This window comes from Pseudodesulfovibrio sp. JC047 (genome assembly GCF_010468615.1).
In the GTDB taxonomy this organism is placed as follows: Bacteria; Desulfobacterota; Desulfovibrionia; order Desulfovibrionales; family Desulfovibrionaceae; genus Pseudodesulfovibrio.
Genome location: NZ_WUEH01000030.1, coordinates 1 through 13991, shown reverse-complemented (window position 1 = coordinate 13991; position 13991 = coordinate 1). Strand labels below are relative to the sequence as shown.

Annotated in this window: 11 protein-coding genes and 1 pseudogene; 11 read left to right on the top strand and 1 reads right to left on the bottom strand. The window is 53.0% G+C overall.

Annotation, left to right across the window (positions count from 1 at the left end; all coding sequences use genetic code 11):
* Positions 1–67: 67 nt before the first annotated feature.
* A complete protein-coding gene (locus tag GO013_RS15355; RefSeq protein WP_163812666.1) occupies positions 68–2092 on the bottom strand; it encodes a methyl-accepting chemotaxis protein in 2025 nt (674 codons plus the stop codon).
* A 328-nt stretch (positions 2093–2420) separates the two neighbouring features.
* Between GO013_RS15355 and GO013_RS15350 the strand changes: the two genes are divergently transcribed.
* The 11 genes and pseudogenes from GO013_RS15350 to GO013_RS15310 all read left to right on the top strand — a co-directional run bounded on the left by GO013_RS15350 (position 2421) and on the right by GO013_RS15310 (position 13590).
* Positions 2421–2993, top strand: a complete 573-nt coding sequence (locus tag GO013_RS15350) for a NapC/NirT family cytochrome c (RefSeq protein ID WP_163812664.1) — start codon at positions 2421–2423, stop codon at positions 2991–2993.
* Between the two features lie 13 nt (positions 2994–3006).
* Positions 3007–4392, top strand: a complete 1386-nt coding sequence (locus GO013_RS15345; protein ID WP_163812662.1) for a multiheme c-type cytochrome — start codon at positions 3007–3009, stop codon at positions 4390–4392.
* A 180-nt stretch (positions 4393–4572) separates the two neighbouring features.
* Positions 4573–5730, top strand: a complete 1158-nt coding sequence (locus GO013_RS15340) for an ATP-binding protein (protein ID WP_163812661.1) — start codon at positions 4573–4575, stop codon at positions 5728–5730.
* Between the two features lie 74 nt (positions 5731–5804).
* Positions 5805–8150, top strand: a complete 2346-nt coding sequence (locus GO013_RS15335) for a diguanylate cyclase (RefSeq protein WP_163812659.1) — start codon at positions 5805–5807, stop codon at positions 8148–8150.
* Positions 8151–8160: 10 nt separating this feature from the next.
* Positions 8161–8613, top strand: a complete 453-nt coding sequence (locus tag GO013_RS17310; RefSeq protein ID WP_239057908.1) for a hypothetical protein — start codon at positions 8161–8163, stop codon at positions 8611–8613.
* 12 nt (positions 8614–8625) lie between these two features.
* Positions 8626–8808: pseudogene (locus GO013_RS17460) on the top strand (thioredoxin family protein); the annotation flags it as partial.
* A gap of 6 nt (positions 8809–8814) precedes the next feature.
* Entirely contained in the window at positions 8815–9849 is a 1035-nt protein-coding gene (locus GO013_RS15330; RefSeq protein ID WP_343219583.1) for an FAD-dependent oxidoreductase, read from the top strand.
* 163 nt (positions 9850–10012) lie between these two features.
* Complete coding sequence (locus GO013_RS15325; RefSeq protein WP_163812655.1) at positions 10013–10615, top strand: TetR/AcrR family transcriptional regulator; 603 nt, start codon at positions 10013–10015, stop codon at positions 10613–10615.
* A gap of 46 nt (positions 10616–10661) precedes the next feature.
* Positions 10662–11669 carry a TRAP transporter substrate-binding protein gene (locus tag GO013_RS15320; protein ID WP_163812653.1) on the top strand — a complete coding sequence of 336 codons (1008 nt, stop codon included), beginning with the start codon at positions 10662–10664 and terminating at the stop codon, positions 11667–11669.
* A 119-nt stretch (positions 11670–11788) separates the two neighbouring features.
* Positions 11789–12274, top strand: coding sequence for a TRAP transporter small permease (locus GO013_RS15315; protein ID WP_163812651.1), 486 nt, complete (start codon positions 11789–11791; stop codon positions 12272–12274).
* A gap of 2 nt (positions 12275–12276) precedes the next feature.
* Positions 12277–13590: a TRAP transporter large permease gene (locus GO013_RS15310; protein WP_163812649.1), complete on the top strand. Its 1314-nt coding sequence runs from the start codon at positions 12277–12279 to the stop codon at positions 13588–13590.
* The last annotated feature ends 401 nt before the right edge of the window (positions 13591–13991 follow it).

Below are 13991 nucleotides of genomic sequence, written 5' to 3'. Positions count from 1 at the left end.
TCATAAAGAAGAGGCCCTTGCACACGCAAGGGCCTCTTTTTCATTCATGACACAAACGGCATTCACATTAGAATCGTTCAAACTCCTCGCCGTCTGCGGACGTATCAGTGCTCGCGGAAGCGGTCGTGTTCGTCGTCGCCTGAGGCAAAGCCGCCACTGGCGCGGACGAAACCGCTACATCCATTCCTTCCGCCCCGTAGTTGTCGGCTCGGCTCATCTTGAAAAAACTCATAATCGTCTGCATCTGCATAGCCTGTCCCGAAAGTTGTTCGGATGTGGAGGCCATTTCTTCAGACGCGGCCGCATTCTGCTGAATGATCTGATCCAGCTGATGAATTGCGGAATTGATCTGATCCACACCGGCATTCTGTTCGCCTGTGGCCGTTGCAATCTCCTGAATCAGCCCAGCAGTCTTCTGAATATCCGGGACGATCTTCTGCAACTTCCGACCGGCATCTTCGGCAATTTTGACACTCGACGATGACAGATCACTGATTTCGGCAGCCGCAGAACCGGACCGTTCAGCCAATCGTCTGACTTCGGCGGCGACCACGGCAAATCCCTTGCCATGTTCTCCGGCCCGAGCCGCTTCAATGGCTGCGTTCAAGGCGAGCAGATTTGTCTGTCGGGCGATTTCCTCAATGATCGAGATTTTTTCGGCGATATCCTTCATGGCATGAACCGTATGCATGACGGCGTCACCACCCTGTTCTGCCTCGACAGCAACCTGATTTGATATCGTTTCCGTCTGTTTGGCATTTTCCGCGTTCTGACGGATATTAGCCCCCATCTGTTCTATGGAAGCGGAGACCTCTTCAATGGACGCGGCCTGCTCATTGGCCCCTTGTGACAAACTTTGGGACGCCGAAGCCATTTCCTCACTGCCGGACGCCACATTCGCGGACGCAGCCTGAACGTTCTGCACGACTTCCCGGAATTTACGGACCATTTCGATCAAAGCCGCAGCCAGATCACCGATCTCATCCTTTTGGTTCACATCAAGCTCTCTGTAAAAGACTCCGGTCGCCATGGACCAGGCGTATTCCACTCCCTTGAAAATTGGCTTGGTAATACCACGGGTCAACAGCACGCCAAGAATGAGGGCAAAAAGTACTCCGATCACAACACCAATCACGGCAAACATTTTTCCTGACGTCACATCTTCTTCGGCATCCATGACCGCTGCCCTGGATTCATCAAGCGTGTATGCAAGCAATTGATCCATGATCGTCATGGTCTCCTGCTGTTCCCGCACCGCCTGAACCATGAGAAGTTCCGTCATTTCATCAAATGTCGCAACTGACGACTGCGCGGCCCCACGGAGCTTGTCGAAAGCCGTGAGGACCTCGGCGGCAGCCGGTTTCAATTGGCTGGTATAAAACATATACGCCAAATCATTATCACCCCGGGCGACTGCGGCCTTGATTTTGGAAATTGCCTTGTGAAACTGCATATGCGGCTTTTCCACCTGTTTCAACAAGGCGGCGATTTCCGGATTGGTCGTTGTATAGGATTCCAACCATTTTCCAAATCGGCATTGCGACGCGTCAGTGCCTCCCAAAAAAGTTCTTCCGGATGCAAGCAGTTCTCCGACTTGAGCTTCCAGTTGCTGATGATCGCTGGTGAACATCCAAAACTGTTTCATGAATTGTTCGGGATTCAGGATATCCAACGCTGACAGTTCTTTGGATAATGCAACGGCCTTGTCATTGGTCATGCTCCATCGGGAGACCGCTTCCGTAAACGAAGTCGCAAGCGCATTTTCCCGGGAAGATTGCTCCAATGTCATATACCTATCAAAATTTGCTGTACTTGCGGCCCTGCCTTCTTCCAAAAGCACGTACTGTCGCCGTCGAGCCTGTTCATCGAGAGCCGGCGTCATCAACGTCCGCATCCCGATCACTGCCGAATTCAATTGGGACTTCATCTGTAACAAGGCTTCGACTTTCGGCATATTCTTGTTGCCAAGCGTGTCCACATCATCGGTCACATTTGACAGTTCGACGTACCCCGCCACTCCAACGGCAAGCGTCATCAGTGCCGTTATGATAAACCCGCCAATCAATTTCACATTCAGTTTGATGTCCTTCATTCTCATCTTGAAATGCCCTCGTTCACGTCTCACTGCTTTCGCGTCAATGTTCGGTTCAAATACGATAGACTTATCCATACCCAATTTTACGATTTTTTCCAACACCCTGATTGCATTTTTTCCCAATATTCCAACCTGTTTTCAATCTTGTCAGACAAACAAAACACACCGAGTGTTTCAAAATGGAAAAAACAGAACGCAACGACCTGTATACGAAAGGCAAAAATGTAATGGCTTTTTCCGCAAAATTTGGTATTTTACGCCAATCTCTCTTTTTCCCGACCAGGGCGTTTGGTCAGGGAAAAGAGCACTGCAACCAGGAGGAGGTATGGAGCGAAAAACCAAGTCCATTCTGTTGGTTTTGTGCGGTATTCTGATCGCATTTCCGCTCTTCAGCATGACGTATTACACCATGGTCAGGACTTCGACTCCGGAGTTCTGCGGTTCGTGTCACGAAATCAGGCCCGCCGTCATGGCCTGGAAAACGTCAACTCATGTCAACAACGCGCAAGGATTCGTGGCCGACTGTATGGATTGCCACCTTCCCGCGCCCCAGGACACGTATGACTTTTTCTTTGCCAAGACAGCACACGGACTGAAAGACGTTTTCGCCCACTTTACCGGAGGAGCCGAAAGCTATGACCGTGACGTCATGAAACAGCGTGTCTGGTCAACCATGAAAAATGACCAATGCATGAAATGTCATCGGAATCTATTGCACATGCCTGCCAAACGCGGCGCCATGTTGGCACACCGACGGGTGCTCTATGCCGAAGAAGGTGAAGCGTATCGATGCACCGACTGTCATCGGGACATCGTGCACAAGGAAAGGCAGTTCTACAAATACAAGCAGTTCGCTCCCCCATACAGGGCGTCAGGACTGCCTCATCTGGGTATTTAAAGGAGGGGTTGAAATGGACAGACGACTGAGTTTCTTTCTCGCCACAATCATGACGTTCTCGCTTGTCTTCGTCGCAGCGGCAGGAGCGCAAAATTTTCCAAAGGTGCGGGAATTCCGCATGGATCGGGTCATTCCGCCTCAAGGCACGGCCTGTATCGAATGTCATAAACAGGAAACCCCCGGCATTTTTGCAGACTGGGCCATGAGCCGTCATGCATCAGCCGGCATTACCTGTCTGGACTGTCACCAGGCTGAATCGGGCGATCAGGATATCGCCGTTGACCACGAAAAATACTATTCCATGAAAAATATGCCCATGGGTGAAAAACAGTACTTCGTGCCCATCGCCTCGCCCGTAACGCCCAAGGACTGCTCTCGCTGTCACCCGGACGAAGCCAAACAATACGCCAAGAGCAAACACGCCAACACCATCGAAATCATGTGGAAGCTCGATCCATGGCTGAACAAGGGCATGAATTCCGACAACGAACGCAAGACTGGCTGTTATTACTGTCACGGCACCGTGCTCAAGATGAAAGACGGCAAACTCGACCCGGCCACCTGGCCCAACGTGGGTGTCGGACGCCTAAATCTGGACGGCAGTCTCGGCAGTTGCACCAGTTGCCATACCCGGCACCGGTTCTCTGTCATGGAAGCACGCAAGCCAGAAACCTGCGGCCAGTGCCATCTCGGCCCGGACCATCCGCAAATCGAAATATTCAACGAATCCAAGCATGGCGACATCTACCAGGCCTTCAAGCATGAGTACAACTTCAAATCAGCGCCCGGCGCATGGACTCCCGGCGTGGACTATCGCGCCCCGACCTGCTCTTCCTGCCACATGTCAGGATCTGGCAACCAGCCCACCACGCATGACGTGACAGAACGGTTGTCCTGGGAACTTCAGGCTCCGCTGACAGTGCGTCCGCAGGACTTCAAGCCCTTCCCGTCCGGCACGGATTGGCAAGTCGAACGCGCCAAGATGAAAGACATCTGCAAGCAATGCCACGGCAACGCATGGATTGATGACCACTACGCCCAGACCGACAAGGCCATTGAAGAATACAATGAAAACTACTTCAAACCCGCCAAGAAGGTCCTCGACGAATTGTATGAAAAGGGATTGCTCGACAAATCCAAATACTTCGATGAAGGATTGGAAGTCGAATATTATGAACTCTGGCACCATGAAGGCCGTCGCGCCCGCATGGGGTCTGCCATGATGGCCCCGGACTACGCATGGTGGCACGGCTTCTATGAATGCAAACACCGCTACAACCGGTTCATGGAAGAAGCGCGTCATCTCATCGAGACCAACACCAAGGCCTACAGGTATCCTGACTTCCCGAATACGGGCGGCGATACGACAAGACCAGTTGAAATCTTTGGCAAGAAATAAGGACAACAACCCTCTCCATTGATACAGGGAACGCCTCGGCGTTCCCTTTATCATGTGTACAGGGGAATACACGCTCTTCGTGCAAGAGGATTGACCTCGCCGAAAAATCCCGTACTATTCAATCATCTAACTGAGTATCAGCAAAACGATTGGCCATTTTCCCCAACCAAGGACTGAACAATGGCACCCAAACAGGCAGATCGTATCACCCACTATGCCACTCCTGAACGCGAGTCCACGCAGATCATTCAACGCGTCTCAAAGGCACTCGAAAACGAACCCATGCTTTCCTGGTTCGACGCGCTTCCTCTGGGTATGATTGTCATCAACCAGCACAGACAGATCGTGTATTGCAATGAGACCTTTCGCGCGCTTTCCGGAAAGGACAGCCGGGAAAACGTCGTGGGATTACGGCCGGGAGAGGCGTTGAATTGCGTCAACTCCACAGCGGTCGAAGCCGGATGCGGCTGTTCGGACTTCTGTCGATTCTGCGGCGCGGCGCATGCCATCATCAAAAGCCTGAACGGAACCCGTGACTGTCAGGAATGCCGCATGACGCGCATGGTGGACGGCGACACCACACCGCTTGATTTGCAAATATTCACCAAGCCCATCGAATTCGAGGGGGAAATCATGGCACTGGTCTTTGCCATGGATATCCGTCACGAGCTGAAACTCCGGTATCTCAACCGGACATTCCATCACGGGTTGATCAATGGCATCGGCGGCATCGCCACGCTCACCGAACTCATTGAATCAGCACCCTCCGACTCCGGGCTGTTCAAACTCCTGATCGAATCGTCGCAACGAACACTCAAGAATATCCTGTATCACCGAGATATCAACGCCGCCGAAGAAGGCACGCTGGAAGCCGACTTCGAGACCTTTGAAGCCGGCCCATTCTTTGATGCAATCATCGCCATGGAATGTGCCTTCAAAAATATCCAAAGCACTTGTGTGCAAACACATATTTCAGCCACGACATTCACAAGTGACAAAAAACTTCTTGGTCACGTCATTCGCAACATGCTCTCCAACGCATTGGAAGCCAGCGGGAAAAGCACGGATACAATCACTCTGGACTGTCAACAGGATCACGATGGCACCATTGCCATCACCATGACAAACCACGGGGAAATCCCAAAAATCATTCGCAAACAGATGTTCAAGCAATACACTTCGACCAAATCCCGAGACAGGGGACTGGGCAATTACGTGACCAAATTATTCACGGAGAAATACCTCGGGGGACGCGTCGAATATACTTCGGGAAAAGGTATGACGTCCTTTACCTTGCGCCTTCCGCAATCGGAAAACACACCCAGTGAAAAGGAATGAAACGGATGACATGCCGTCCCCGGTGTTCATGACTGATTCAACCACCTGTATCAAAAGACCAAACGAGACTGTCCATGGCCAAAAAAAGCACGCAACACACATTGGATGCCGCCCTTGAACGGATCACCGATCTGGAATACCAGCTCCTGCTTTTGCAGGCAGAGTCGGACGCCGCGTTCCACCAACTGGTCTTTGACAGAATCCCCGGCGGCATGGCGATCATTTCCCCGTCAGGAGACATCATTGCCTGCAATGAAGAGGCCGCGGCAATACTGGGAGCGACCCCCGAATATCTTCAAAAGGAAAATACCGGGTCATTTTATGCCGATCCAGCAGACAGGGAGCATGTCCGCGCCCAACTCGACGCGGGAGAAATCATCAGGGGGCATTCCCTGCCACTGGTACGGTTGGACGGACGGCAGGTCTGGATCACCACCAATGTGCGCCCCATTGAATTCAACGGGCAACCCGCAGCACTCGCCACGTTTTCTGACACCACCGCCCATCATCAGGCACTCAATAAAATAGAACTTGCGGAAATCCGTTTCGAGGCGTTGTACACCATTTCCAAAATGACCCATAAATCAGAACCGGAAATCCTCAACTTCGCCCTTCAGGCCATCATCAAAGTGACGTCCAGCGAAATCGGCTATATCTATTTCCTGAATCACGACGAATCGAAACTGACCCTGCACGCATGGTCCGACACGGTCATGGAACAATGCGAGATGTCGCGAAACCTGACGGAATGCCCGGTGGATCAGGTCGGCATGTGGGCTGACGCTGTCAGAGAACGCCGTCCGGTCATCATCAATGATTATCCGAACCATCCCCAAAAAAAGGGGTACCCCAAAGGGCACATTCCCATCCGCAATCATGTGAACATCCCGATTTTCGAAAAGGACCGAATCGCCATGTTGGCCGGTGTGGGCAACAAACCCACGGACTATGACGAAAGCGATATCCGTCAGTTGCAGCTTGTCATGGACGGTATCTGGCGAATCATCCAGCGCAGACGCGCCAACGAACAGCTTGAAGCGGCCCATGAAGAATTGGAAAGAAAGGTCCAACGGCGCACGGCTAAACTCAAGGAAGCCAATACCCAACTCGAAATTCTCAATGCCGACCTCATCCAAAAAGACCTGGAACGGGAACAGGCCAAGGAGGCTCTGGTCCGATACAAACGCATCATCGCCACCACACCGGACCTCATTTCATTGGTGGATCGAAATGGCGTCTATCAGATCGTCAACGAATCCTACCTGAAAATGTTCAAGAAAAAGCGGGAAGAAATCATCGGGAAAAGCGTCGAGCAACTCGTTGGTCCCAAAGTGTATGAAAGCTTTTCCAAGGCGGGCATCGACAAGGCTCTGACCGGCGAAACTATCAGGATCGAGTCCTGGATCAATCTCCCCGCTGCCGGAAAACGATACATGGCCGCGACCTATCATCCTGTGTCCATGACTGGCGAGACCATTGATTATATTTCCATCGAAGCCAGAGATATGACCCAACTCAAGTCCAACGAGGAAGCCCTTCGGGTCATTGCCGACAGGCTGGCTCTGGCAACCAAGGCGGGCAACATCGGCATCTGGGAATGGGATCTGGCGACCGACGATCTCAATTGGGACCCAAAAATGAAAGATCTGTACAAGGTCTCGCCCGATGAATTTCACGGCGTGTACGAGACATGGAGATCGCGTGTCCACCCTGACGATCTGATTCAGGCAGAACAGCAACTCGCCAGCTGCATCGAAAAAAGAGGCCAGATCGAATTCGAATTCAGAATCATCCATCCAGATAAAAGCGTCCATGTCATGCAAAGTGCCGGATTGGTCCAGACCGATGAAAACGATGCTCCACTCCGAATGATCGGTGTCAACCGAGACATCACTGATCAGCGGCACATGGAAAAGGAATTGCGCCGACTCGCTTCCACCGACCCGCTGACCGGAGCCTACAACAGACGCTATTTCATGAAACGACTGACAGACGAGTTCCAACGGTGCAAACGCTACCGCACAACCATGGTGCTCCTGTCGCTGGATATCGACCATTTCAAGAATATCAATGATTCCTTCGGGCACCCGGCCGGTGACGACGTCCTCAAATCACTGGTTGCCAGATGCAAGGACATTCTGCGGACCACGGACGTTTTCGGCAGGATCGGCGGCGAAGAATTCCTCGCAGCGGTCACCCAGACCGGGATTATCGCCGGAGAAAAAACCGCAGAACGACTCCGCAAACGCATCGAACAGGAACGCGTTGAAACGCATGGAGCCATCATCACCTACACTGTCAGTATCGGCATCACTGAAATTCGCGACGATGACGAATCCATCGAAAACCTGCTCAAACGGGCTGATGACGCCTTGTACAAAGCCAAGAACTCGGGCCGAAACCAATACAAAATTCTTTGAGGAACTCCCCATGACACACTTTTTCAAAGACGACACCAAGGATGACTGGTTCTTGCCCGCTGACATTCGCACGCAGTTGACAGAGACATTCAAGACATTGCAGGGAACCGTCTCGCTGGAGGTCTTCACCCAACCCGGCATCAATGATGAATTCTCGGAATACACCGCACAATTCTGTTGGGATCTGGGACGCATTTCAGACAAGATATTGGTCACCGGCCACGAACTGGATTCCGACCGCGCCCGGGAACTCGGTATTACCGCCTCGCCGACCCTCTGCGTCAACCCGGACAACGTCCATATCCGTTTTCTCGGCGCGCCCCTTGGCGAAGAAGGCAAGGCCTTCATCACTGCGATCATGCTCGCCTCGCTGGGTATGAGCGGACTGTCCGAAACATCCGTTCCCCTGCTCGAACCACTCTCGAAAGAACGGTTGGTCCAGGTCTTTGTCTCGCCCACCTGACCGTATTGTCCCGGACAGGTCCTGTCCGCCATCAAATGTGCCATCGCCAAACCCGGACTAGTCAAAGCCGAATGTGTGGAAATGAATGAGAATCCGGCACTCACAGAACGCCATGGCATCGGGTCAGTCCCACACACGATTTTCAATGACGGTGCCCATGACGTCATGGGGCTATTGCCCGAAGAACGATTTGTCCTGGAAATGGTCCACCTGAAATCTGCTGAAACCATGCTTGCCGAAGGCACACTCCCGGACATCGGAACAACCACGGAACCATCCGGGTATGGCACGATCGAACCCGGCGAAATTGATCTGGTCATCGTCGGAGCAGGACCAGCAGGACTGACCGCAGGAATCTACGCGGCCCGGGCCGGTCTCAAGGCCGTGGTCCTTGAAAAACACATTGTCGGCGGACAGGTCGCGCTCACTCCGGTGGTGGAAAACTATCCGGGATTTGTTTCCGTTCCCGGCAAACAACTCATGGATATCATGGCCGAACACGCCCGAGGCTATGTCCCGGTTCACGAGGGAGAAGGTGTCGAATCCATTACCTTGGGCAATGCGGTCAATGATGAACCGTGTATCGTCATCACCAACCGGGGCAGATATTCGGCCAAGGCCCTGATCCTGACCACCGGAGCGAAATACCGTCAACTCGGTGTCACAGGAGAAGAGACCTATTTCGGTCGCGGCATCAACTATTGTGCCTCGTGCGACGGCTCTCTCTACAAAGGCAAATCCGTGGCCATGGTCGGCGGCGGCAACACCGCGCTCACCGACGCCTTGCATCTCAAGAATCTCGGTGTGAATGTCACCATCATCCACCGGCGAGACGCTTTCCGCGCACAACAGTCACTTCAGCAATCCGTGAAACACGAACAAATCCCTGTCCTTTGGAACACCGTGGTCGAAGCGATCAAGGGCGATGATCGTCGAGTTCACACCCTCGTCCTCCGTGACCTGACCACGCAAGAGATCACGGACCTGCCCGTGGACGGAGTCTTCGTGGCCATTGGACAAAAAGCCTCCACCGAACTGGCACACGCCATTGGCGTGGAGTTGAAGGAAGATGGGTTCGTCAAGGTTGGAACCGACATGCGGACCAACCTTCCCCGCGTCTATGCAGCCGGAGACCTAACCGGCGGACTGCAACAAATCGTCACCGCCATCGGGGAAGGCTCCATCGCCGCCATGTCCGCGTTCGAAGACATCAGTCATCCGTATTGGAAGAAATAACCCCAACCACGCACGACAACATGACCGAATGCTTGACGCCTCAAAAACACCATGCTAAATCTTTTTTTCAAAAGTGACCTGCGGTCATTTTTTGACCGAAGGTCACAATTCGACCGGAAGTCATTTTTTATTGTCAATAATATAGAGGGGAAAAGATACGAGCATGGCAAAAAAACAGCATGAGAAATCACAGCAGACCATGCAGGAGCTGATGGATTCAGCCATCACACTTTTTGGCTCAAAAGGCTTTGCCTCGACCTCCGTGGCGGAAATCACCGACAATGCGGGATATGCCAAGGGCAGTTTTTATCGACATTGGGATTCCAAGGATGAGCTGTTTCTGCAAATCATCGAGCACAAATTCAAACAGTACCGGGCCACCCGGCACGACCGAATTCGGACAGCCGCCAACCTCGAGCAGGCCATGAACGTCATCTGGGATTTTCTGGAAACCATTGTTCGTGACAAGAATTGGTCGGCCATCTTTCTGGAATTCACCGTCTATTCCGCGACCAACGATCCAGTTCGCAAGATCATGAACACCTCGGATTACCGGCTGTCCAACCGTGTTTTTGCCGATCTCGTCCGCGACCATGTAGAAACAGATTTCTCGCCGGAAAAAATCGGTGCGCTCAACACCGCCCTTTTCGAAGGATACCTCATCCATCACGCACTGGGCGCAGAGGACATTTCACTGGAAGACATCCGGGAAAACGCCATCGCCATGGCCTTACGCAACGGCACCAAGCAAGGACAGTCCGCATAACACGTCCTGCTTTCCACCATATTTTACCCCAAAAATGAGACACTCCATGAAAAAACGACTGACTTTAGCCGCACTCTTTTTCCTGACCTTCGGGCTGACGTCCATGGCCTGCGCCGAAACCGTCCGACTGCGGTACTCCAATTTCTTCCCGCCCACCCACGTCCAGTCCAAGCTGGCCGAACAATGGTGCGAAGCGGTCACGACCCGGACCAATGGTGCGGTGGTCATCGACTACTATCCCGGCGGCACACTCTCCAAGGCCAAGCAGTGCTACGACGGCACGGTTGAAGGAATTTCCGACATCGGCATGTCCGTCCTGGCATATTCCCGGGGACGTTTCCCGGTCATGGCCGCAGTGGACCTGCCGCTCGGGTACACCTCCGGCACCCAGGCCACAGCCATTGCCAACGCCGTGTACACCCATTTCACTCCCCGGGAATTCCGGGATGTCCAACCCATGTATTTCCATGCCCATGGTCCGGGCCTGCTTTTCACCACCGACACCACCGTCGCCACCTTGGCAGACATGACCGGGTTGAAAATCCGCTCCACCGGCAATTCCGCCAAACTGGTCAAGGCTCTGGGCGGCAGTCCGGTTGCCCAACCCATGCCCACATCCTACCAATCCCTGCAAAAAGGGGTTGTGGATGGCTCCATGAATCCCATCGAGTCCAACAAGGGTTGGAAGCTGGCTGAAGTGGTCAAACACTGTACCGTCTCCATTCCCGTGGCCTACACCACCACTTTTTTCGTGGTCATGAACAAGGACAAATGGAACGAACTTGACCCGGCAACCCAACAAATCATTCAGGAAATCAATGCGGAATGGTCTGTCAAACACGGGCAGGCATGGGATGAAGCCGACGCAGCCGGCAAGGCGTTCTTCACGGAAAAAGGTGGTCAATTCACTGAGCTGGACACTGCCGAAGCCGAAGCCTGGGTCACTGCGGCCAAGCCGGTCATTGACGAATATATCACCTCCAAACAGGGCAAGAAAGTCCATGGCGATGCCGTGGTCACCTTTATCCAAAACGAAATGACTCGCACCCAATAATCCCTGTCAGCCGTGGTGTACAGCACGCCCCACGGCCGTTTTCAACCACCCACACGGCAGAGCGATCCCACTGATCGACTCTGCCGGCCATCAACCCGACACCAGATAAAGGATATGGAATGGATACTGCTCGGACCCCACTTTCCCTGACCGAAAAAATCATGCGCATTGTCGCGGCGACCTGTCTGGCAGGCATGGCGCTCATGACCGGGGCGGATGTCCTGCTCCGGGGCGCATTCAACACCCCTATTTTCGGCTGTGAAGAAATAGTTTCCATCCTTGGCGTCATTGCCATCGGGTTTGCCCTGCCCTACGCCCACGCCCAGAAAAGTCACATCGGAGTGGAAATTCTGGTCCGTCGCCTGTCCAAAAAGGTTCGACAACGGCTCAAAGTCGTCACCAACATCGCCACGTTCGGTCTGATCTCGATCATCACCTGGCGCATGTTCATCTATGCCGAGACGCTGGCCGAATCAGGCGAGGTCTCCATGAATCTCGAACTGCCTGAATATCTCGTGGTCTACGTGCTCGCGTTCGGATGCGGCATATACGCGCTCTGTCTGGCCGCCGACATCCTCACATTTTTCAAAAAAGGCGAGGCATAGTCATGGACCCGACCACCGCCGGAATTATCGGTATCACCGTCATGATCCTGTTATTCATGACCCGGATGCCCGTCGCGTTTGTCATGATGCTTGTGGGATTCATCGGATTCTCGCTCCTCACGTCCTGGAAAGGCGGGTTGAATCTCATGAGCCGCAACGTTTACGACACCTTTGCATCCTATGAACTGTCCACCATTCCCCTGTTCATTCTCATGGGCCAGATCGCCTTCAATTGCGGGATTTCAAAACGGCTCTACGAAACGGCATACCGTTTTCTCGGACACACGCGGGGCGGACTCGCCATGGCCACAGTTTCGGCCTGCACCGCCTTTGGCGCGGTCTGCGGCTCCAGCCCGGCCACGGCAGCGACCATGTCCACCGTCGGTATCCCGGAAATGAAGCGATACGGCTACGCCAACTCGCTTTCCACGGCATCTGTTGCCTCTGGCGGCGGACTGGGGATGATCATGCCCCCGTCCGTGGTGCTCATCATTTACGGGGTCCTCACCGAGCAATCCATTGGAGCCCTGTTCGTCTCCGGCATCCTGCCAGCCATTTTGCTCACCGCCCTGTTCGTGCTCGGCATCTATCTTCAATGCAAAATCAACCCGGCTCTCGGTCCCAAGGGAAGGGCTTTCACATGGCGTGAAAAATTCAGCTCCCTGCTCAATCTCATTGACACACTCCTCGTTTTCGCGCTGGTGATCGGCGGATTATTCTGGGGACTTTTCACACCGACCGAAGCCGCGTCCATTGGCGTCCTCGGCGTGGTTGCGCTGGCCCTCATCAAGCGGCAACTGACCTGGACAGCGTTTGTCAATTCATTGAACGAAACGCTCAGGACCTCCTGCATGGTGCTTGTGCTCATTGCCGGGGCGGTCATTTTCGGCAAATTCCTTGCCGTGACCCGAATCCCGTTCGACATCGCCAACTGGGTGTCCGCCTTTGATCTACCCTCATTCGCCATCATGGGAGCCATCATCCTGATCTATTTCATTGGCGGCTGTTTCATGGATTCGCTCGCCCTGATCATGTTGACAATCCCGGTCTTTTTCCCGGTGGTGACCAACATGGGTTATGATCCCATCTGGTTCGGCATCATCATCGTGCTGGTCACTGAGATGGGAGTCATCACCCCTCCGGTAGGAATCAATGTCTACGTGGTATACGGAATGTGTCAGAAGATTGCGCCAACGGTCACGCTCGAAGAAATTTTCAAGGGTATCCTGCCGTTCATGGCCTCAATCATTCTCGGAATCGCCTTGTTATTCCTGTTCCCTCAGATCATCTTGTTCCTCCCCCATCTCATGTTTTGATTGGGGGCGCTTCGAGCAGCGGGCCTGAAGAGGGTAAAGGTGTTTTTCTTTTTTTCGATTGAAGATTCAAGAAAAAGAGAAGAGACAAGAAAAAAGCTCAATTTTTCGTTTTTATTGAGGTTTGTGCGCTGCGCGGTGGGGAGTCTTTCAATATTATTCCAAAGGTTTCGCCCTTACAACGACGTAAAGAGTTCCGGCGGCGGTATTTTTTTTTAAAAGAACAAAGAAAAAGCACAAGGAAAAGACCCTATTTTTCGTTTTTATTGAGCGTTGTGCGCTACGCGGTGAAGGTCTTCCAGAATTATTTCAAAGGTTTCGCCTTTACGGCGACTTGCTTTTTGCTTGGGGCAAATTGTCAAACCAAACTTAACACCCCGGCAAGTCCCTGCTCCTCAATGATT